The sequence below is a fragment of the Streptomyces coelicoflavus genome, from assembly GCF_003112555.1.
GTDB classification, from domain to species: domain Bacteria; phylum Actinomycetota; class Actinomycetes; order Streptomycetales; family Streptomycetaceae; genus Streptomyces; species Streptomyces coelicoflavus.
Map to the genome: position 1 here is coordinate 38,783 of NZ_BEWB01000011.1, position 20,521 is coordinate 59,303.

The following is a 20,521-nucleotide window of genomic DNA, read 5'->3' on the forward strand; positions in this document are numbered from 1 at the left end:
CCCGCTCAAGCGAAGTGCCAACCGGCTGAGCGGAGTTCACAAGGCGGACCCCGGAAGGGGGCACATGAACGGTCTCGACTGGTCCGTGCTCATCGGCTACTTCGCCGTCATGGTGGCGATCGGCGTCTGGTCGCACAAACGCGTGGACGACGTCAGCGACTTCTTCACGGCCGGCGGCAAGATGCCCTGGTGGCTGTCCGGCATCTCGCACCACATGTCGGGCTACAGCGCGGTGATGTTCACCGGCTACGCCGGCATCGCCTACACCTACGGCGTCACGTCCTTCGTGACGTGGTCGTTCCCCATCGCGCTCGGCGTCGCCATCGGCTCCAAGCTGTTCGCGCCGCGCATCAACCGGCTGCGCTCGCGGCTGCACGTGGCCTCGCCGCTGGAGTACCTGAAGAACCGGTACAACCTGCCCACCCAGCAGGCGCTGGCCTGGTCCGGCATGCTGCTGAAGATCGTGGACGTGGCCGCGAAGTGGGCGGCCATCGCCACGCTCCTGTCGGTCTTCACCGGCATCACGCTCAACCAGGGCATCCTGATCACCGGCGTCATCACGGGCATCTACTGCACGATCGGCGGCCTGTGGGCGGACGCGCTGACGGAGCTGGGACAGTTCGTCATCCAGCTGCTGGCCGGTGTCGCGATGTTCGTGGCCGTCGTCATGAAGCTCGGCGACCACGGCGGCTTCTTCGGCGTCTGGGACGAGCCCGCCCTCCAGGGCCACGGGAAACCGCTGGTCGGCCCGTACGGGACGGTGTTCCTGCTCGCGTTCCTCTTCATCAAGCTCTTCGAGTACAACGGCGGCATGCTCAACCAGGCCCAGCGCTACATGGCCACGGCCAACGCCCGCGAGGCGGCGCGGGGGGCACGCCTTTCGGCGGTGCTGTGGCTGGTCTGGCCGGTGGTGCTGTTCTTCCCGATGTGGATGTCGCCGCTGCTGGTGGAGTCGCAGAAGGCGGACGGCTCCGACTCCTACGCCCTGATGACCGAGCAGCTGCTGCCGCACGGGCTGCTCGGGCTGGTCATCGTCGGCTTCTTCTCGCACACCATGGCCATGTGCTCCTCGGACGCCAACGCCATCGCGGCCGTCTTCACCCGTGACGTGGCGCCGGTGCTGTCGAAGCGGGCGCGCGGCTGGGGACAGCGGTCGGGGCTGCTGGCGGCCCGGCTGACGACGGTGATCTTCCTCGGTCTGTCGATGGCGGTGGCGACGCAGGTCGACTCGCCGACGTTCAAGGACATCATCACCGTCGTGATCAAGTGGGTCGCCGGTCTGATGGGCCCGATCGCGATCCCGATGATGCTCGGCCTGCTGCGGCCCTTCCGCCGCTCGGGCCCGACGGCGGCGCTCACCAGCTGGGGCCTGGGTCTGGTCGCCTTCTGGCTGGTCAACTACCCGATCAGCTGGAGCGTGGAGGGCGGGGTGCCGCTGGAGTACCAGGTCTCCATCCCGCTGGCGGTCTCGCTCGTCCTCTACATCGTGGTCGGCTACCTGAAGCCGGAGGACACCCCGGAGCGGCTCGCGATCATCGAGCGCGTCAACACCGACGGGGACGGCGACGACGCCTCCGGCGCGGCGGCCGCGATCCCGACGCCGGCGGGCGGGGTGGACGACGCGGTGGGCCGCAGCCGGGTGGGCGACTAGGGCCTGTCTCAGGACCTGTCGCGGGACCTGTCGCGGGACCTGTCCGAGAGACGCGTGCGGCCGGTGGCCACGGGGGTGGTCATCGGCCGCGTCGCGCTCAGCGCAGTTCCTGGATGCGGATCTGGTTGCCGGCGGGGTCCCGGAAGGCGCAGTCCCGGATGCCGTACGGCTGCTCGGTCGGCTCCTGCACGATCTCGGCGTTCCCGGCCCGCAGCTTCTCGAAGGTGCCGTCGAGGTCCTTGGTGGCCAGGAGGATCCAGCCGTAGGTGCCCTTGGCCATCATCTCGGCGATGGTGCGGCGCTCGGTGTCGGTGATGCCGGGGTCGGCGGCGGGCGGCGCGAGCAGCAGCGAGATGTCCGGCTGACCGGCCGGCCCGACGGTGATCCAGCGCATCCTGCCGTTGCCGACGTCCTGGCGGACCTCGAAGCCGAGGACGTCCCGGTAGAAGACGAGAGACGCGTCCGGGTCGTCGTGCGGAAGCACGGTGGTGTGAATGCTGATGTCCATGGCGGCCACGCTAGCCGCGACCCGCGGGACGGCGCTTCTCGAAACGTGACTCCTACGCCCGCGGGTACCGCGACAGCCAGCCGGGGGACGAGCCCGCCGGGCCGTGCAGGGCGGGGCCCTGGGTCATCTCCATGGCGAAGTCGTCGGCCAGTTCCAGGAGGGTCGGGCGGCCCTCCAGTTCGGCCAGCCAGGCCGGGGGCAGGGCCGTCTCGCCGTGCAGGGCGCCGAGCAGGCCGCCCGTCAGCGCGCCGGTCGCCGCCGAGGGGCCGTCGTGGTTGACGGCGAGCCGCAGCCCGTGCCGTACGTCCTCGCCGACGAGGGCGCAGTACACCGCGGCGCCGACCAGGCCCTCCGCGGTGCCCGCGCCGAGCAGCCCGGTGACCCGCGCCGGGGTCGGCAGCCCCTGCCGCACCGAACCCAGCGCGTGCTGGAGGGCATCCGCCACGGGCTCGTGTCCCGGCCGGGCGGCGAGCAGCGCCAAGGCCCGCTGCACGGCGGCGTCCAGGCTCTCGCCCCGCGCCAGCCCGTGCACGATCACCGCGTACGCGCCCGCCGCCAGGCAGCCCACGGGGTGGCCGTGGGTCTGCGCCGCGCACTCCACGGCGAGCTGGGCGACCAGTTGCGGCTCCCAGCCGACCAGGAGCCCGAACGGCGCCGAGCGGGCGGCGGCCTCGGGGCCGCGCTCGTCGGGGTTCTTCGGCGCCTCGGGCGTGCCCATCGTCTCGTCGCCGAGGCCGAGCAGCAGCGAGCGCGGGGCGTCCCGGCGGACGTACAGCCACTCCTCGTGGGCCAGCCAGCCGTCGTCCTTGCGCCGCAGGTCCGGTCCCCAGTCGCGCTGGGTGGCGGCCCAGCGGCGGTAGGCCCGGTGCAGGTCGGTCGGCGGGTGCCAAGCGCCGGTGTCGCGTCGTACCTGGGCGCGGATCAGCCCGTCCACGGAGAACAGGGTGAGCTGCGTGAGGTGGGTGACGGCTCCCCGCCGGCCGTGGGCGGGGGCCAGGTCGGACAGCCCCTCCGCACCGTGGGCCTCCCGGATCGCGTCCAGGGCGAGGGAGTCGACGGGTGCGCCGAGGGCGTCCCCGACGGCCACGCCGAGCAGGGTCCCGCGCACCCGGCTGCGGAAGTCCTGCTGCTCCGCACGCCCCCAGACGGCACCGGTCGTCCCGCCCACCCGGACCTCCCCTCGGCACTGTCCACACCACTGTCCGTACGTACGACGTCCAGCACTGTATGCGAACAGAAGTGGTCGGTCAGGGTCGGAACGGTGTGGAAACGTTCACGTGCCCTCGCACACCTCGCGGCAGCAGCGGACGAAGTCCTGGACGACGGGGTCGGCGTCGTCGGCGCGGGCCCAGGCGACCGCGACCCGGCTGGGACCGATCCCGGTGACGGGGCGGTGGACCACGCCGGGGCGGGTGTAGAAGCGGGCCGCCGACTCGGGGGCGAGCGCGACGCCGTAGCCGTTGGCGATCGCGGTGAGCCAGTCGTCGGGCTGCTCGGTGACCGCGCCGATGCGCACGGGGTGGTCGTCGCGCTCGTCGGCGGCCAGCCAGTACTCACGCCAGGGGCCCGTCTCGGGCGGGGCGGCCACGAAGGGCTCGTCCCACAGCTCGCGGAAGTCGATCGTCCCGCGCCCGGCCAGCGGGTGGTTCTCGGGGAGTGCCACGCAGCGGGGCTCGCTGAACAGCTCCACCACACGCAGCGTCTCCTGCCCGGGGAACGGCAGCCGCACCAGGGCGACGTCGACGTCCGAGTCGGCCAGCCCCGCCGTCGGGTTCGACCACGCGGCCTGCCTCATCTCGGCCCGCCAGTCCGGACGGCGCCGGGCGAACTCGGCGATGATCGGCTGCGTCGCCTCGTTGGCGGCGCTGGCGAGGAAGCCCACCCGCAGGATCCGGTCCGCCCGGCGCGCGGCGGACCTCGTCTCGCGCAGTGCCGCCTGCCACCCGGCGAGGAAACCGGGCACCCGCGCCGCGAGCGCCCGGCCCGGCTCGGTGAGGGCCATGCCGCTGCGCGAGCGCGTGAAGAGGGGCACCCCCAGTGCGGACTCCAACTGCCGGATCTGCTTGGTCAGCGCGGGCTGGGAGACGTACAGCCTCCCCCAGTGCCTGAACGGCCTGGGGGGACCCCCATCGCCGCCCGGGTCAGGCTGCCTTCCTCCGCCACGGTCGCGAAGTACCGCAGCAATCGGGTGTCGACATCCATTCCACCAGGTTATAGAAGCAGGTATTGGACGTCGCGGTGGGCGCCGGTGAGGCTGGAGGAACACCACTGGAAGGAAGCGAGCCCGTGTACACCGCCTACGTGACCGTCACCGTCGTGGCGATCGTCGCCCATGCCGGGATCGCCGTCGCGGACCTGCTGCGCGCCCCGTTCGTCCTCGCCAACTCGGCCGAGGTGGGGGTCCCCGCGTCGTGGCTCCCGTGGCTGGCCGGCCTCAAGGGGGCAGGAGCCGCCGGGCTCCTCGTCGGCCTGCTGGGCGTCAGGCCGCTCGGCGTCGCGGCGGCGGCCGGCCTCGTCCTCTTCTTCGTCGGCGCGGTCGCCGCACACCTCCGCGCCCGGGTCTTCCACAACATCGCCTTCCCCCTCGGATACCTGGCGCTCGGCACCGCGGCGCTCGTCGTGGGGGCGGCCGCGTGACGGACCGGCCGCCGGGCCGGGCCGGCCGCCCGCCGGACAGCCGGTCGGGGGTGGAGGAAGGTACACCCCGTTTCCGCCGCCTGGCCCCATCGAGCGGGCGGCCGGTTCGCGAAAGGCTCAAGGCGTTCCGAGAGCAGCCTTGTTGAGAGGATCCCCGTGTCCGACCGTCTTTCCGCCTCCGCCTCCGCCTCCGCCTCCGCCTCCACCCCCGCTTCCGCCTCCGTCGCCGTCCCGTCCGGGCCGAGGAAGCGGCGCGGGCGCGTGCTGTCGGCGGTCGCCGCGCTCGCGGTCCTGGGCGGCGGCCTCGCCGTGACCGGTTCCCTGGCCTACGGCGCCCAGGGCCACGCCGGTCACCGCGACGCCGTGCGCGAGGGTGCGAAGGACCTGGTGCGCGAGGACGGGTTCCCCGCCGCACTGGTCGCCGACCAGGGACGCGACGGACGCGTCCGCGACTACACGGCCGGCACCGGCGACCTGGAGACCGGCGCGTCCGTGCCGGTCGACGGACAGGTCAGGGCGGGCAGCAACACCAAGGCCCTCACCGCGGCGGTGGTGCTCCAGCTGGTCGGCGAGGGCAAGGTGAAGCTGGACGAGCCGATCGAGACGTACCTGCCGGGTCTGGTGCGCGGCGACGGCATCGACGGCGGCCGCATCACCGTGCGGAACCTGCTCCAGCACACCAGCGGTCTGCCCGACTACGTCCAGACGCTGGGCCCGGACCCGTTCGAGGTCCGCGACACGTACTACAACCCGCGTGACCTGATCGACCTCGCCCTGAGCCAGAAGGCGGCGTTCGAGCCCGGCGCGAAGTGGCAGTACAGCAACACCAACTACGTCCTGGCGGGCCTGCTCGTCGAGAAGGTCACCGGCCGCCCCTTCGGCGAGGAGATCACCGGCCGGATCATCCGCCCCCTCGGCCTGAAGGACACCTACTGGCCGAACGTCGGCGAGCGCGGCATCCGGGGCGCCCACCCCAAGGGCTACGCCGCCGCCACCCCCGGCGCGCCGCTGGCGGACATCACCCGCCTCGACCCGTCCCAGGCCTGGTCCGCCGGGCAGTTGGTCACCACCCCGCGCGACCTGAACCGCTTCTTCTCCGCCCTGCTCGACGGCAAGGTGCTGGAGGCCGCCGAGCTGAAGGAGATGCAGACCACGGTCCCGGTCACCGAGGGCGCCCCCGCGCCGGGCACCGGATACGGCCTGGGCCTCTTCCGCACTCCCCTGTCCTGCGGCGTCGAGCTGTGGGGCCACGGCGGCTCCATCCACGGCTACGAGACCTACGGCGGCGCCACGCGGGACGGCCGCGCGGCCACGGTGGCGACGACGGCCCTGTCCAGCTCGGTGGCCGCCGAACCGGCCGACATGATGGCGGCCCACCAGCACGTCTTCGACCTGGTGGACACGGCGGTGTGCGAGTAGCTGCCGCCACGGACCCGGTCCGCCTGCCCCGGGGGCACGCGGGCCGGGTTCAGCGGCGCAGCGACTCGCGCCAGGCGTCGGCGAGCGCGTCGAGGTCCCTGCGCCGCTCGTTCCGCAGGTTCCGCGCCTCGTCGGTCCCGGGGTCCAGGAGGTGGCCGAGGGGCCTGGCACGGCGCCGGAATCCGACGCTCTCCCACAGCGCCGCGATCTTCTCGACCGCCCGCCGGTACTCGGCCTCGGGCCTGGGACGGTCCGGGAACTCCGTGGGGTGGGTGTCCGTGATGACGGCGCTGCAACCGTCGGCCAGGGTCCACACGGCCTCGGCCGCGAGGACCGGCCCGAGGCCGAAGCCCCGCCAGGCGGGATCCAGCCGCACGTCGAAGAGGACGAGCAGGTCGCCGTCGCAGGTCGTCATGGTGTCCCGGAACTCCTGGCGGTATCCGCCCCGGCCGAGGTCGTAGACGCCGAGGACCAGGTTGGACAGCTGGGTGTCGTAGGCCTCCGCGTCGGAGAACGGGAACGGGCTGAACCTCTCGTCCATCCGCAGGCGGAAGAGCCTCATCCGGCCGATCTCCGGGAACTGCCCCCACCGGATGGACACATCCCATTCGTCGAAGCCGTTCTCGTCCCCCTCCGAGCTGACGAAGTGCGACGACTGGTACTCCAGGTTCAGCTTCCGCGGGTTGCCGGGCAGCTCGTCGACGGAACGCTTCGAAGAGATCACGTTCCGGGACCCTACCTACTCGCCCGGTTCCCGGCTTGGGGATAGTGCTGCCATGACCAACATCCCCCGCAGCACCCTGTTACTCGCGTCCACCGTGCTCACCGCGGTGCTCGCCCTCTACATCGCCCTCGTGGCCCTCGGGAACATCACCGACTTCGACAACAACCAGCAGTACGTGCACCACGTCCTCGCCATGGACACCACGTTCAAGGACGACGACCTGATGTGGCGGGCGATCACGAGCAAGGGGCTCCAGGACACCGCCTACGTGGCGATCATCGTCTGGGAGACCGCCGCCGCGCTCGTGCTGATCTGGGCGACCTGGCTCTGGATACGCCGGCAGCACGCCCCCGCGCGGCGCTTCACCACGTACGGCACGCTCATGCTGATGCTGCTGTTCGGCGCCGGGTTCCTCGCGATCGGCGGGGAGTGGTTCGCGATGTGGCAGTCGGAGGACTGGAACGGCCTGGACGCGGCGACGCGGGTGCTGCTGTTCAGCGGCGTCGTGCTGATCGTGGCCCACCTGCCGTCCGGCGAGGCGGAGACCACGAACCCACAGTGACCTACGCGACCACGGTGACCGTCGTGCCGGACGTGCCGAACTCCCACAGCGCGTCGCCGTCCGCCTTGGGCAGCCGTATGCCGCCGGTCTTGGCACCGTCGGCGGGCGGCGGCGGCGAGGACCCGTCCACCGCGTTGGAGAAGGCGACCCAGACGCCGTCCTCCTGGGTGAAGTACATGATCTGCTCGACCTGAACCCCGTCGGAGCCCGTCGTCGGATCCTGGCGGCGGGTGCCGACGCTGTACTTGCCGGGGTCGGGGTCGACCGTGCCCGGCCACACCTTGAAGGAACGCCGGGTGGCGTCGCTGGCGTCGACCAGCCACACCCGGTCCTTGCCCACCGAGTAGACGACGCGCCGCCCGGTGCCGGAATCCGCCGGTACCGGGGCCGGGGCGGTCTCCTTCGGCGTGGGGTGCGCTTCCGCCGACGCCGACGGCTTCGGTTTGGTCGCCGCGGCGGTGGGGTGGGGTCCCCGGTCCGCCTGTACGGCCAGGACGGTCACCGCCGCTGTCGCGCCCACGGTCAGACCGGAGACCCACGCCCATGAGGGAAGTCGGGCAGGCACGGGCACGCATCTCCTCAGCTACGAGAACCCCGACACACCGGGGGCCCGATCATCGTACTGCGCACCCGCCGCACTCCCGAAGCGCGCGCCCCCCTAGTCCAGGACCGGCAGCAGCTCCGGCAGGTGCCCGTCCGAGTCCCGCGCCGCCCGCTGCCGCTCCTCGGGGACCGGGCCGTACAGGGTGGTGCGCGGCTTGGCCGGGCGGCCGGCCGCGTCGGCGACCGCGATCAGGTCCTTGACCGATTTGTACGACCCGTAGGACGAGCCCGCCATGCGGGAGATCGTCTCCTCCATGAGGGTGCCGCCCAGGTCGTTGGCGCCGGAGCGGAGCATCTCCGCCGCGCCCTCCGTGCCCAGTTTCACCCAGCTCGTCTGAATGTTGGGGATGTGCGGGTGCAGGAGGAGGCGGGCCATCGCCGTGACCGCGCGGTTGTCCCGGAGGGTCGGGCCCGGCCGCGCGATACCGGCCAGATACACCGGGGCGTTGGTGTGGATGAAGGGGAGCGTCACGAACTCCGTGAAGCCGCCCGTGCGCTGCTGGATCCCGGCGAGGGTGCGCAGGTGGCCCAGCCAGTGGCGGGGCTGGTCGACGTGGCCGTACATCATCGTGGACGAGGAGCGGATGCCCAGCTCGTGGGCCGTCTCGATCACCTCGATCCAGGTGGCCGCCGGCAGCTTGCCCTTGGTGAGGATCCAGCGGACCTCGTCGTCGAGGATCTCCGCCGCCGTGCCCGGGACCGAGTCCAGGCCCGCCTCCTTCGCGGCGCTCAGCCACTCCCTGATCGACATGCCGGTGCGGGTCGCGCCGTTGACGACCTCCATCGGCGAGAACGCGTGCACGTGCATGCCGGGGACCCGGGCCTTCACCGCCCGCGCGATGTCGAAGTACGCGGTGCCCGGCAGGTCGGGGTGGATGCCGCCCTGCATGCAGACCTCCACCGCGCCCACGTCCCACGCCTGTTGGGCGCGGTCGGCGACCTGGTCCAGGGAGAGCGTGTAGGCGTCGGCGTCCGTGCGGCGCTGGGCGAAGGCGCAGAAACGGCAGCCGGTGTAGCAGACGTTGGTGAAGTTGATGTTGCGGGTGACGATGTACGTGACGTCGTCACCGACCACCGACCTGCGCACGTCGTCGGCGACGGAGCACAGGGCGTCCAGCGCCGGGCCGTCGGCGTGCAGCAGGGCGAGCGCCTCGTCGTCCGTGAGCCGCGTCGGGTCGTCGGCCGCCGTGGCCAGCGCGGCGCGCACGTCGGTGTCGATGCGCTCGGGTGCCATGCCGGGGGCGGCGGCCTCGCGCAGGGCGCCCCAGTCGCCGTACACCTCGTCGAAGTCGTCGCGGCGGTCCGAGGTACGGCCCTCGGTGTCGATGGTGGCGTGCAGGTCGGTGCGGCCGGTGGCGGTGAAGGCCTCGTCCGGTTCCTGCCAGGCGTGTCCCTCGACCACCGCGTCCTCGCGGGCGAGACCGGTCTCCGGGTCGGCGAGCGCGGCGACGTGCGGGCGCAGCCGCGGGTCCAGCCAGGGCTCGCCGCGCCGCACGAACTCCGGGTACACGCAGAGCCGTTCACGCAGCTCGAAGCCGGCCGCCCGGGACGTCGCGGCGAGTTCGTCGATCTGCGGCCAGGGGCGCTCGGGGTTGACGTGGTCGATGGTGAGCGGGGACACGCCGCCCCAGTCGTCGATGCCCGCGCCGATCAGCCGCTCGTACTCCGCGTCCACCAGGTTGGGCGGGGCCTGGAGACAGGCGGAGGGGCCCATGATGTGCCGGGCGACGGCGACCGTGGCGACCAGCTCGTCCAGTTCGGCGTCCGGCATGCCGCGCATCGCCGTGTCCGGCTTGGCGCGGAAGTTCTGGATGATCAGTTCCTGGACGCCGTGGTAGGCGCGGGAGACCTTGCGCAGCGCGAAGAGGGACGCGGCCCGCTCCTCGTACGTCTCGCCGATGCCGATGAGGATGCCGGAGGTGAAGGGGACCGAGGAGCGTCCGGCGTCCTCCAGGACGCGCAGCCGTACGGCGGGCTCCTTGTCGGGCGAGCCGTGGTGCGGGCCGCCGGGCTCGGACCACAGGCGGGTCGCGGTGGTCTCCAGCATCATGCCCATGGACGGTGCGACGGGCTTGAGCCGCTGGAAGTCCGTCCAGGTCATGACGCCGGGGTTGAGATGCGGGAGGAGGCCCGTCTCCTCCAGGATGCGGATGGAGATCGCGCGGACGTAGGCGATCGTGTCGTCGTAGCCGTGCGCGTCCAGCCACTCCCTGGCCTCCGGCCAGCGCTCCTCGGGCTTGTCGCCGAGGGTGATGAGGGCTTCCTTGCAGCCGAGGGCCGCGCCCTTGCGCGCGATGTCCAGGACCTCGTCCGGCGACATGAACATCCCGTGGCCGGCGCGGCGCAGCTTGCCGGGGACGGTGACGAAGGTGCAGTAGTGGCACTTGTCCCGGCACAGCCGGGTCAGCGGGACGAAGACGCTCTTGGAGTACGTGATGACGCCGGGCCGCCCGGCCGCCTCCAGTCCCGCGTCCCGGACCCGGGCGGCGGAGGCGGTGAGGGCGTCGAGGTCGGCGCCGCGCGCCTGGAGCAGCACGGCGGCCTCGGACACGTCGAGGGCGACGCCGTCCCGGGCGCGTTTCAGGGCGCGACGCATGGAGTTCTCGGTGGGGCCGGTGGGGTCGGCGGGTCCGGTTCCGGAGGTCGCGGAGGTCGTCATCCTTCGAGCATACGAGCGGCGTGATCAGCACGGGGCCCCCGTCCCGGCGAGCGGCACGCCCGTCCCGGCGGGCCACCGCGCCGTTCCCGGTCCTCAATGACCCCTCAATGCGCCGACCCCCTTCCCTTGTCCGGGAGTTCACGGCTCAATACCAGGGTTGCACGCACCACCCCTGCACCACCGACGTCACGTCACCGACGGCACACGACGACGACACCTGGAGCAGCAGCATGTGCGAGGACGACCACGAGGACGGCCACGAGCAGGACCACGCCGGGATCGGCAGACGCGCGGTGTTCGTGACGGGCGCCGCCGCCGCGCTTACGTTGGGAAGCGTGAGCTTCGCCGCCGCGGCACCCAGGGAACAGCGCACCAGAACCGTGCGGGGCACCCTCCCGCCCGGCTCCCCCGACTTCGTGTACGTCCCGGTCGAGGTCCCCCGGGGCGTGCGCGAGATCCACGTCGCCTACACCTACGACCGCCCCGCCGTGCCGGCCGGCACCCAGGGCAACGCGCTCGACATCGGCCTCTTCGACGAGCGCGGCACCGAGCTGGGCGGCCGGGGTTTCCGCGGCTGGTCGGGCGGGGCACGCACGGAGTTCTCCGTCCGCGCGGACGCCGCCACGCCGGGCTACGTCCCGGGGCCGGTGCGCGCGGGCACCTGGCACATAGCGCTCGGCCCGTACACGGTGGCACCGCAGGGGCTGTCGTACGAGATCACCGTCACGCTGACCTACGGCGAGGAGGACCGGGCGCCCCGGCCGGTGTACCCGCCCGAACGCGCCAAGGGGCGGGGGCGGGCCTGGTACCGGGGCGACTGCCATCTGCACTCGGAGTACTCCGACGGCCGCTACACCCTCGCGGAGATCGCGGAGCTGGCGCGGGCGGCGGGCCTGGACTTCATCAACTCCTCCGAGCACAACACCCACTCCGCGCACGCGCACTGGGCGGACCTGGCCGGGGACGACCTGCTGATCCTGCTCGGCGAGGAGGTGACCACCCGCAACGGCCACGTCGTCGCGCTGGGCACCGACCCCGGCACCTTCGTCGACTGGCGCTACCGGGCCCGCGACAACCGCTTCGGCCGCTTCGCCCGGCAGATCCGCCGCGCCGGGGGCCTGGTGGTGCCGGCCCACCCGCACGCCACCTGCATCGGCTGCAACTGGAAGTTCGGGTTCGGCGAGGCGGACGCGGTCGAGGTGTGGAACGGCGCCTACACGCCCGACGACGAGGTGGCGCTGGCCGACTGGGACGGCATGCTGGTCGCCGCCGCGAGGGACGGGGGCCGGGGCTGGATCCCGGCGATGGGCAGCAGCGACTCCCACCGCTCCCCCGACGTGATCGGCCGCCCGCAGACCGTCGTCCTCGCCGACGACCTGACCCGCGAGGCGGTCCAGGAGGGCATCCGCGCCGGGCGGTCCTACGTCGCCGAGTCGTCGAAGGTGTCCCTGTCCCTCACCGCGTCCGGCGGCCGGGGCGAGCACGCCGGCATCGGCGAGCGGCTGCGCGTGGACCGCGACTCCCCGGTCACCGTCCGCCTGGAGGTGACGGGCGCCCCGCGCTGCACGGTGCGGTTCGTCACGGACCAGGGCGTGCTGTTCACCGGCGGTCCCCTGCCGGTGTCCGGCGCGGGCACCGTGGAGTGGCGGACGACGGCCTCGTACGCGGCGTACGTGCGCGCGGAGGTGCGGCACGAGGCGGCGGCGGGTCCGCTGCCGGGAGCGCTCGCGGCGTTCACCAACCCGGTCTTCCTGGGCCGCTAGCCGGGGCGGGGCCGTCCCCGGCGGCGGCCAGGTCCGCGACGACCGCCGCGTGGTCGGAGGGCCAGACCCCGTCGACGGGGCCGGCGCCGGCCCGCCGCACCGCCAGGACCCGGCCGAGTCCGCCGGGCCCCGGCGGGCCCACGTGGACGTAGTCGATCCGTACGCTCGGCTCGCCGTCCGCGTGGGCCACGTACGGGTTGGCGGTGTCCCAGGTGCCGGACGGCTCGCCCGGCGCCGCGTGCTCCCAGGCGTCGCGCAGTCCCCCGGCCCGCAGCAGGCGGACCTCCGGTGCCTCGGGGCGGGCGTTGAAGTCACCGGTGACGACGGGCGGGTGGGCGGTGCCGTGCCGGTGCGCGGCCACGAACCCGGCGAGGGCGGCGGCCTGTTCGCGGCGCACGGCGCCGACGGGGCCGCCGCCGGAGGTCAGGTGGACGGTGAAGAAGGGGATCCGGTGCCCGGGCGCGTCCAGCCGGGCGTACGAGGCCAGCCGCCCGTCGTCCAGTTCGGCGGGCGCGGGCAGCCGCAGCACCGCCCGCTCCACGACGGGCCAGCGGCTGAGCACCGCGGTGCCGACGCCGACCGTGTCGTCCCCGATCCGCCGCTGCCAGCGCTCGGGGGCGGGCGAGGGCGACCAGTCCCAGTGCAGGCCCAGGTCGCGGGCGAGCGACGCGGCGAGGTTCTCCCCGCCGTCGACGGCCCACACCTCCTGGAGGCCGACGACGTCGGGCGCCAGCTCCCGCAGCACGGCGAGGATCGCCTCCCGCCGGTCGGCCCACGGCCCGAACCGCCACCACAGGTTCCACGTCACGACCCGCACGCCCCACCACCCGTCTCCCGGCCGGGTCTCCCGGCCCCGTCCACACCTTCCCCTCCGAGGTTTTCCGGGAACATGGAGGCCCGCGAGAAGGGAGCGTGAACGAACGATGTCGTCCTACGCCGAGACCAAGTACCGGGCCGTGACGGCCTTCCAGCGCCGGCTCAACGCCGTCGTGCGCCGGCTGCCCGGCCAGACCCTGCTGGAGACCACCGGCCGAGTCTCCGGCCTGCCCCGCCGCACCCCGGTGGGCGGGCGCCGGACCGGCGACTCCTTCTGGCTGGTGTCGGAGTTCGGCGAGCGGTCCCAGTACGTCCGCAACATCCGGGCCGATCCGCGCGTCCGGGTCCGGCTGCGGGGCCGCTGGTACCCGGGCACGGCCCACGTCCTGCCCGACGACGACCCGCTCGCCCGGCTGCGCCGCCTCCCGCGCGGCAACAGCCTCGCGGTGCGGGCGATGGGCGTCGGGACGGGGCTGCTCACAGTACGGGTGGAGCTGGAGGGGCAGGGGACGGAAAGCTGATGAAGAACCTGTGATCGGCGTCGCCCACGGCTGACGTGGTCGGCATGAACAAGGCAAACTGACCTGGTTGCTCAGGATGTCTAGGGGGACGGCATGGACGGTGGACCGCGGGTTCCGGAGCAGCGGCGTCCCGGATACCCGGCGGAACCGGACGGGTCGGCCGCGCTCCGCTTCGGCGTGCTCGGACCCGTGCGCGCCTGGCGCGGCGAGGAGACGCTGGCCACCGGCTCACCCCAGCAACGCGCGCTGCTGGCCGCCCTGCTGCTGCGCGAGGGCCGTACGGCCACCGCGGCCGAGCTGATCGACGCCCTGTGGGGCGAGGAGCCGCCGTCGCAGGCGCTGGCGGCGCTGCGGACGTACGCGTCCCGGCTGCGGAAGGTCCTGGACCCCGGGGTGCTGGCCAGCGAGTCGGGCGGGTACGCCGTGCGGGGCCTGGCCGACGGGGCGTTGGACCTGACGCGGGCGCAGAACCTGGCCGCGGAGGCCGAGAAGGCCAGGAGCTCCGGGGACCTGTGCCACGCCCGTGACCTGCTGCGCCGGGCGCTGGCCCTGTGGGACGGCGAGGTCCTGGCCGGCGTGCCGGGCCCGTACGCCCAAACGCAGCGCGTGCGGCTGGGCGAGTGGCGGCTCCAACTCCTCGAGACCCGGCTCGACATGGACCTCGAGCAGGGCTGCCACGCCGAGTCCGTCTCGGAACTGACGGCACTCACGGCGGCCCACCCCCTGCGCGAACGCCTGCGGGAGCTGCTGATGCTGGCCCTGTACCGCAGCGGACGCCAGGCGGAGGCCCTCGCGGTCTACGCGGACACGCGGCGCCTGCTCGCCGACGAGCTGGGCGTCGACCCGCGCCCCGGCCTCCAGGAACTCCAGCAGCGCATCCTCCGGGCCGACCCGCACCTGGCCGAGCCTCCCGCACCGGACGCGGAGACGGCGCCGCTCCTGGTACGTCCGGCGCAACTGCCTGCCACCGTGCCCGACTTCACCGGCCGCGCGTCCTTCGTGCGCGAGCTGAGCGACGTCCTGTCCGCGGCGTCCGGGGGCACGGCGACGGACCGGGTGATGGCGGTGTCGGCACTGGCCGGCATCGGCGGCGTCGGCAAGACGACCCTCGCGGTGCACGTCGCCCACCGGGCGCGGGCCGCCTTCCCCGACGGGCAGCTGTACGTCGACCTCCAGGGCGCCGGCGCGCGGGCCGCGGAACCGGAGACGGTGCTGGGTTCCTTCCTGCGCGCCCTGGGCACCGCCGACTCGGCCGTCCCGGACACCCTGGAGGAGCGGGCCGCCCTGTACCGCTCGGTCCTCGACGGCCGCCGGGTCCTCGTCCTCCTGGACAACGCGCGCGACGCCGCCCAGGTGCGGCCCCTGCTGCCGGGCACGGAGGGCTGCGCCGCGCTGGTGACGGCACGGGTGCGGATGGTGGACCTGGCCGGGGCGCACCTGGTCGACCTGGACGTGATGTCGCCCGAGGAGGCGCTGGCCCTCTTCACGAAGATCGTGGGCGAGGAGCGGGTGGCCTCGGAGCGGGAGGCGGCGCTCGACGTGGTCGGCGCGTGCGGTTTCCTGCCGCTGGCGATCCGCGTCGCCGCGTCCCGGCTGGCGGCCCGCCGCACGTGGACCGTCTCCGTCCTGGCGGCGAAACTGGCGGACGAGCGACGCCGGCTGGACGAGCTCCAGGCCGGTGACCTGGCGGTCGAGGCCACCTTCGAGCTGGGCTACGGCCAGCTGGAACCGGCCCAGGCCCGCGCCTTCCGGCTGCTGGGCCTGGCGGACGGCCCGGACATCTCCCTCGCGGCCGCGGCGGCGGTCCTGGACCTCCCGGCGCAGGACACGGAGGACCTCCTGGAGTCCCTGGTGGACACGTCGTTGCTGGAATCGGCGGCGCCGGGCCGCTACCGCTTCCACGACCTGGTCCGCCTCTACGCGCGTGCCTGCGCGGAGCGGGACGAGCAGCCGCCCAGCGAGCGGGCGGCGGCGCTGTCGCGGCTGCTGGACTTCTACCTGGCGACGGCGGCGGGGGTGTACGCGATCGAACGGCCCGGGGACCGGACCGTGGACCACCTCGAACGCACCGAGTTCGCGGGCATGGAGTTCCGGGGGGACACCGCCGCCCTCGACTGGCTGCATTCGGAGGCCGCGTGCATCCTGGCCTGCGTCCGGCAGTCCCTGGGACCGCGCACCCTGCGACGAGCGGTGGACCTCCTCCTGGCGTCGAAGGACCTGGCCGAGTCGGGAGCGAGCTCACTCAGCTACGAGACGGCCGCCTTCGCGGTGCGCGACGCCACGAGCGCCTCGGACGACCCCCGGGCGGAGGGACGGGCGCGCACGACGCTGGCCCAGGTCCTCAGCCGCGCCGGTCGCTTCGACGAGGCGCATACGGAGGCCGAGCGTGCCATAGCACTGGGAAACCGGACCGGAGACTCCTGGACCCGGGGCAACGCCCACAACGAGCAGGGCATCATCGCCAACTGCAAGAACCAGCACGAGGTGAGCGAGACCCATCTGCGCGAAGCCGTCAGGGCGTTCCGTGCGGACAGCAACCGGGCCGGTGAGGCCAGCGCCCTGTGCAACCTGTCGCGTGTCCTCGTGTCCGTGGGACGCACGACCTCGGCGATCGACCTGGTGCGCCAGGGGATCGCCCTGTACGACGATCTCGGCCTGACCTTCCGCCTGGCCAACGCGCGGTACGCGTTGGGCATCGCGCTCAGTCACGCCGCCCGCCACGCCGAGGCGCTGCGTGAACTGTCCACGGCGTTGCAGACCTTCGTGGAGAACCGGCAGCGCCTGTGGGAGGGGGCGACCCACTTCCGTATCGCCCAGGTCCACCTGGCGGCGCGGCGGCCGGCTCAGGCCGCCCAGCACGCGGAGCAGGCGTTGACGACCGGGAGCATCGGCGGTGACTGGATGCGCGCCAACATCCTCACGCTCCTGGGACGCTCGCTCGGGGACCTCGGGCAGACGGATCGCGCGCGTGCCTGCTGGCGTGACGCCCTGTCCATCTACGAGGCGTCCGGGGCACCGGAGTCGGCGGAGCTGCGGGCGCTGCTGGATCCCATCGAGGCGGCCTGAGCGGGCGGGCACGTTCATCGGACGTTTATGGGGCGGTGCCACGATGAGGACACGATCCGTCGCGTCGGGGGGCAGGCGGGTCGCAGGGGCCTCATCTGTAGGGTGAACGGCCCTGGAACGCCCGTTCGGCGATCCTCGGGGGAGTCGCTGAACGGGCACCCCAGACCAACGTCCGCTCCACTTCATGGGGGTTCACACACGATGAGCAACACCACGAACAGCAACGAGGACGCGGTGGACGGCACCGACGCCATCACCACGCTCGACAGCCACATGCCGGCCCCTCCGAAGGACGGCACCGCCACCACCCAGGACAGTCACATGCCGGCCCCGCCGAAGGACGGCGTCACCACGCTCGACAGCCACATGCCGGCTCCGCCCGCCCTGGACCTGGACGGCGACGGCAAGTAGACCTTTTCCGGCACGGGGATCGGCCGCGGCGGCGCGGAGGGGACGCCGCCGCGGCCGCCGTATGTCCGGGGCGATTCAGAGGACCGGCGACGGAATCGTCGTGTCCAGTTCGCAGTGGTCCGGGGTGCCGGACCCGTCGAAGGGCACGCGGACCGCGGCCACCCCGTCCGCCGGGACGGTGACCTGCTCGCTGCGCTCGGAGATCGTCGTGCCGTCCGCGTCCTTGAAGAGGACCGTGACGGGGAACGTGTACTCGCCGCCGTTCGGGTTGGCGGCCTCGACGGTGGCGTACGGCTGGGATTCCTCGGCGCAGGCGACCAGTGTCAGGGTGGCGGACTCGATCCCTCCGGTGCCGCCGCTGCCGCCCGTGCCGTCGTCGGTTTCGTCGTCGTAGTCGTGGTGACCGCCGCCGCCGCTGCCGTAGGTGTCGTCGTCGTCCTTGTAGGTGTCGCCGCCGCCCGATGCGGACGACGAACCGTCGTGGTCCTGGCCGGAGCTGCTGCAGCCGCCGCCCCCGTCGCCCCCGTGGCCGTGGCGGCCGGTCGAGAAGCCGGTCAGGCAGAGGACCACCAGTGCCGAGATCGCCGTGTACCTGAGTGCTCGCCCCCGTGGTGTCATGACGATCACGCTAGGGGGCGCATGTCACGGACACGTCACCGGTCGGGTACGGCCGCTCACGCCGCCCCGGGCCGGTGCCCCATGGGCGCCCTCACGTCGTACGGGCCGTCCCCGTGCCCTTCTCCGCGTCCAGGGCGTACACGCAGCGGTCCTTGCTGCACGCGTACACGATGCCGTCGCGGACGACCGGGGAGCCGGTGATCTCGCCGCCGGTGGCGAGCTTCCAGCGCAGGCGGCCGTCGTCGGCCTTCAGCGTGTAGAGCAGGTGGTCGCTCGAGCCGAAGTGGATGCGGCCCTCGGCGACCGCGGGCGCGCCCACGATGTCGCCGCCCGCCTGGAAGCGCCACTTGGGCGTGCCGGTGACCGCGTCCAGCGTGTAGAGGCCCTTGCCGCTGCCCACGTGGACGTGACCGGCGGCGACCAGGACCGGGTCGGTGGAGGAGCGGGCCTCGGTCGCGATGCGCCAGCGGTCGCGGCCGTCGGTGGCGTCGAGGGCGTAGACGGTGCCGAGGTAGTCGGCGAGGTAGACGCCGCCGCCGGTGACGGCCGGGCCCGGCACGAAGGTGGGCGGGGCCAGGAAGACCGCCGGGGCCTCGAAGTGCCAGCGGACGTGGCCGGAGGCGATCTCCAGGGCGAGGACGCGGGTGCCGGCCGCGACGTACACGTAGCCGTCGGGACCCTGGGTGAGGCGGACCGGGACGCCGCCGCAGGAGGCCGCGTCGCCGATCGGGTACGACCATCTCTCGTCGCCGGTACGGGCGTCCAGGGCGCGCAGGCGGGCGTCCTGCCAGACGTAGGCCGTGCCGTCGTGGAGCGCGGCGCCCGCCTCCGGGGACTCGAAGTCGGTCTGCGCGCCGGTGACCTCCCAGAGCTTCTGGCCGGACGAGGCCTCCCAGGCCTGGACGCCGCCGCCGCGGGTGGCGGTGAGGACGGTGCCGCGCTCGGCCTGGAGGGAGTACACCCAGGCGTCGGTCTGCACGCGCCACAGGTCGGCGCCCTCGCGGGCGTCCAGGGCGAAGAGAGTGGGGCCGTCGGAGGCGTGGATGCGGCCGTCCGCGACCGCCATCGACCAGGCGACGTCCCGGGTCTTGAAGCGGCGCCGTCCGGTGGCCACGTCCAGGGCGTGCACCTCGAAGGAGGTGACGTAGACCAGGTCCTCGGCGACCCGGGGGGTGCCCCAGACGTCGTTGGACATGCGGAACCGCCAGGGCCGCCAGCCGGCCGGCGACGCCTCCGGGGTGGGGGACGGCGCGGGCGACGGGGCCGGTACGGCGGGGTCGGCGCCGTTGACGCCGGGGCGGGGGCGGGACCAGGACGCGGCGAGGGCGGACTCCGGCGGGGGCGCGGCGACGGCGGCGGCACGCATGTCGGCGACGCGCGGTCCGGGGCCGATGGGCACCGCGGCGCCGGGCAGCCGGACCGGCCCGCCGTCGGGGGCACCGACGGGAACGGGCACCGCCGGGCCGTGCGAGGGCGGCGCCGGTACGACGGGGTCGTGGGCGGGCGGGGGCGGCAGCGGGGGCGCGTGGGCGGGCCCGCGGGCGCCGGACGGGCCCGGTCCGCGGCCGCCGCCCGTGGTGGCGGGCTTGACCGCGGGGCGGCCGCCCCGGCGGCCCTCGATGAGGCTCACGGCCCGCTCGGGCAGCCAGGCCGACGCCGTGCCGCTGTCGTCGGAGCCGGAGCCGAAGAGGTGCGGGGCGAGCTGGGCCTGGAGGTCGGCCGGGTTGGGGCGTCCGGTGGCCTCCATCTGCATGCAGGACTCGATGAGCGGGCGCAGCTCGTCCGGCAGGCCCTCCAGGTCGGGGCCCTCGCGCAGCAGCATGAAGACCGTCTCGACCGGGTTGGCGCCGTGGAAGGGCGGGTGTCCCGTGGCGGCGAAGACCAGCATCGAGCCGAGCGAGAACACGTCACTGGCGCCGGTGACGCTGCGGGAGTCCTTCGCCTGCTCCGGTGACATGTAGGCGGGGGTGCCGACGGCGACGTTGGTCATGGTCAGCCGGGTGTTCGAGACGCCGGACGCGATGCCGAAGTCGATCACGCGGGGGCCGTCCTCGACGACGAGGACGTTGGACGGCTTGAGGTCGCGGTGGACCAGGCCCGCGCCGTGGATCGACTGGAGCGCCTCCGCGACGCCGGCCGCCAGCCAGCGCACCGCCTGGGCGGGCATCGGCCCGCACTCGTTCACTATTTCCTCGAGGGAGGGTGCGGGCACGTAGGCGGTGGCCAGCCACGGCACCGCGGCGCGCGGGTCGGCGTCGACCACGGCCGCCGTGTAGAAGCCCGAGACCGCGCGGGCCGCCTCCACCTCGCGGGTGAAGCGGACGCGGAACAGCTGGTCCTCGGCCAGTTCCGTGCGCACCGTCTTGATCGCCACGCGCCGCCCGGACGCCGAGCGCGCGAGATAGACCAGCCCCATGCCGCCGGCGCCGAGCCGGCCCAGCACCTCGAACGGCCCGATCCGCCGCGGATCGTGCTGCGTCAGCTGATCCACCACTTGCCTGCCACCTCCCCGTACGGGCCGCGCCACCCACTTATGCACGCGACCGAAGTGCAGCGTCTCACC

Annotated in this window: 16 protein-coding genes and 1 pseudogene; 8 read left to right on the forward strand and 9 right to left on the reverse strand. The window is 73.6% G+C overall.

Translation table 11 applies throughout. The annotated features are described in order from the left end of the window. Window positions 1–64 precede the first annotated feature (64 nt). Window positions 65–1,651, forward strand: a complete 1,587-nt coding sequence (locus Sco07f_RS26020; protein WP_042826332.1) for a sodium:solute symporter family protein — start codon at window positions 65–67, stop codon at window positions 1,649–1,651. 97 nt (window positions 1,652–1,748) lie between these two features. On the opposite strand, the gene Sco07f_RS26025 is transcribed toward Sco07f_RS26020, so the two are convergent. From Sco07f_RS26025 to Sco07f_RS26035, 3 genes and pseudogenes are all read right to left on the reverse strand, one after another. After that, window positions 1,749–2,159: a VOC family protein gene (locus tag Sco07f_RS26025; RefSeq protein WP_007450580.1), complete on the reverse strand. Its 411-nt coding sequence runs from the start codon at window positions 2,157–2,159 to the stop codon at window positions 1,749–1,751. A 52-nt stretch (window positions 2,160–2,211) separates the two neighbouring features. Further along, the gene (locus Sco07f_RS26030) at window positions 2,212–3,327 is read right to left on the reverse strand and encodes an ADP-ribosylglycohydrolase family protein (protein ID WP_054103635.1); all 1,116 of its coding nucleotides are present in this window, start codon (window positions 3,325–3,327) and stop codon (window positions 2,212–2,214) included. A 105-nt stretch (window positions 3,328–3,432) separates the two neighbouring features. Next, window positions 3,433–4,361 (reverse strand): annotated as a pseudogene (locus Sco07f_RS26035) (LysR family transcriptional regulator). An 84-nt stretch (window positions 4,362–4,445) separates the two neighbouring features. Here Sco07f_RS26035 and Sco07f_RS26040 point away from each other — a divergent pair. Continuing rightward, window positions 4,446–4,796, forward strand: coding sequence for a DoxX family protein (locus tag Sco07f_RS26040; protein ID WP_174855412.1), 351 nt, complete (start codon window positions 4,446–4,448; stop codon window positions 4,794–4,796). Window positions 4,797–5,060: 264 nt separating this feature from the next. Continuing rightward, entirely contained in the window at window positions 5,061–6,215 is a 1,155-nt protein-coding gene (locus tag Sco07f_RS26045) for a serine hydrolase domain-containing protein (protein WP_108989484.1), read from the forward strand. 49 nt (window positions 6,216–6,264) lie between these two features. Here the strand turns inward: Sco07f_RS26045 and Sco07f_RS26050 are convergent, their stop codons facing one another. Then, window positions 6,265–6,939, reverse strand: coding sequence for a hypothetical protein (locus Sco07f_RS26050; protein WP_108989355.1), 675 nt, complete (start codon window positions 6,937–6,939; stop codon window positions 6,265–6,267). A 52-nt stretch (window positions 6,940–6,991) separates the two neighbouring features. Here Sco07f_RS26050 and Sco07f_RS26055 point away from each other — a divergent pair, with 52 nt between their 5' ends. After that, window positions 6,992–7,501 (forward strand): DUF2165 domain-containing protein, encoded by a 510-nt coding sequence (locus Sco07f_RS26055; RefSeq protein ID WP_007388685.1) that lies wholly within the window; start codon window positions 6,992–6,994, stop codon window positions 7,499–7,501. Between the two features lies 1 nt (window position 7,502). Here Sco07f_RS26055 and Sco07f_RS26060 read toward each other — a convergent pair whose 3' ends face one another. Together Sco07f_RS26060 and Sco07f_RS26065 are read right to left on the reverse strand one after the other, a co-directional pair. Continuing rightward, window positions 7,503–8,066, reverse strand: a complete 564-nt coding sequence (locus Sco07f_RS26060) for a L,D-transpeptidase (RefSeq protein WP_007388679.1) — start codon at window positions 8,064–8,066, stop codon at window positions 7,503–7,505. 93 nt (window positions 8,067–8,159) lie between these two features. Beyond that, entirely contained in the window at window positions 8,160–10,763 is a 2,604-nt protein-coding gene (locus Sco07f_RS26065; RefSeq protein WP_108989356.1) for a bifunctional FO biosynthesis protein CofGH, read from the reverse strand. A gap of 230 nt (window positions 10,764–10,993) precedes the next feature. Here Sco07f_RS26065 and Sco07f_RS26070 point away from each other — a divergent pair, with 230 nt between their 5' ends. Beyond that, entirely contained in the window at window positions 10,994–12,526 is a 1,533-nt protein-coding gene (locus Sco07f_RS26070; RefSeq protein ID WP_108989357.1) for a CehA/McbA family metallohydrolase, read from the forward strand. Here the strand turns inward: Sco07f_RS26070 and Sco07f_RS26075 are convergent. Next, window positions 12,498–13,343, reverse strand: coding sequence for an endonuclease/exonuclease/phosphatase family protein (locus Sco07f_RS26075; protein ID WP_108989358.1), 846 nt, complete (start codon window positions 13,341–13,343; stop codon window positions 12,498–12,500). The two genes, Sco07f_RS26070 and Sco07f_RS26075, sit on opposite strands and share 29 nt — an antisense overlap. A gap of 106 nt (window positions 13,344–13,449) precedes the next feature. Between Sco07f_RS26075 and Sco07f_RS26080 the strand changes: the two genes are divergently transcribed. The 3 genes from Sco07f_RS26080 (at window position 13,450) to afsS (ending at window position 17,340) form a co-directional block, all read left to right on the forward strand. Further along, window positions 13,450–13,863 carry a nitroreductase family deazaflavin-dependent oxidoreductase gene (locus Sco07f_RS26080; RefSeq protein ID WP_087790570.1) on the forward strand — a complete coding sequence of 138 codons (414 nt, stop codon included), beginning with the start codon at window positions 13,450–13,452 and terminating at the stop codon, window positions 13,861–13,863. A 93-nt stretch (window positions 13,864–13,956) separates the two neighbouring features. Continuing rightward, window positions 13,957–16,929, forward strand: a complete 2,973-nt coding sequence (gene afsR / locus Sco07f_RS26085) for an SARP-family global regulator AfsR (protein WP_108989359.1) — start codon at window positions 13,957–13,959, stop codon at window positions 16,927–16,929. Window positions 16,930–17,130: 201 nt separating this feature from the next. Further along, the gene (gene afsS, locus Sco07f_RS26090; protein WP_007388689.1) at window positions 17,131–17,340 is read left to right on the forward strand and encodes a regulatory protein AfsS; all 210 of its coding nucleotides are present in this window, start codon (window positions 17,131–17,133) and stop codon (window positions 17,338–17,340) included. Between the two features lie 75 nt (window positions 17,341–17,415). Here the strand turns inward: afsS and Sco07f_RS26095 are convergent, their stop codons facing one another. Next, a complete protein-coding gene (locus Sco07f_RS26095) occupies window positions 17,416–17,958 on the reverse strand; it encodes a hypothetical protein (protein ID WP_108989485.1) in 543 nt (180 codons plus the stop codon). 91 nt (window positions 17,959–18,049) lie between these two features. After that, window positions 18,050–20,452 (reverse strand): protein serine/threonine kinase AfsK, encoded by a 2,403-nt coding sequence (afsK, locus tag Sco07f_RS26100; RefSeq protein ID WP_108989360.1) that lies wholly within the window; start codon window positions 20,450–20,452, stop codon window positions 18,050–18,052. Window positions 20,453–20,521: the final 69 nt, after the last annotated feature.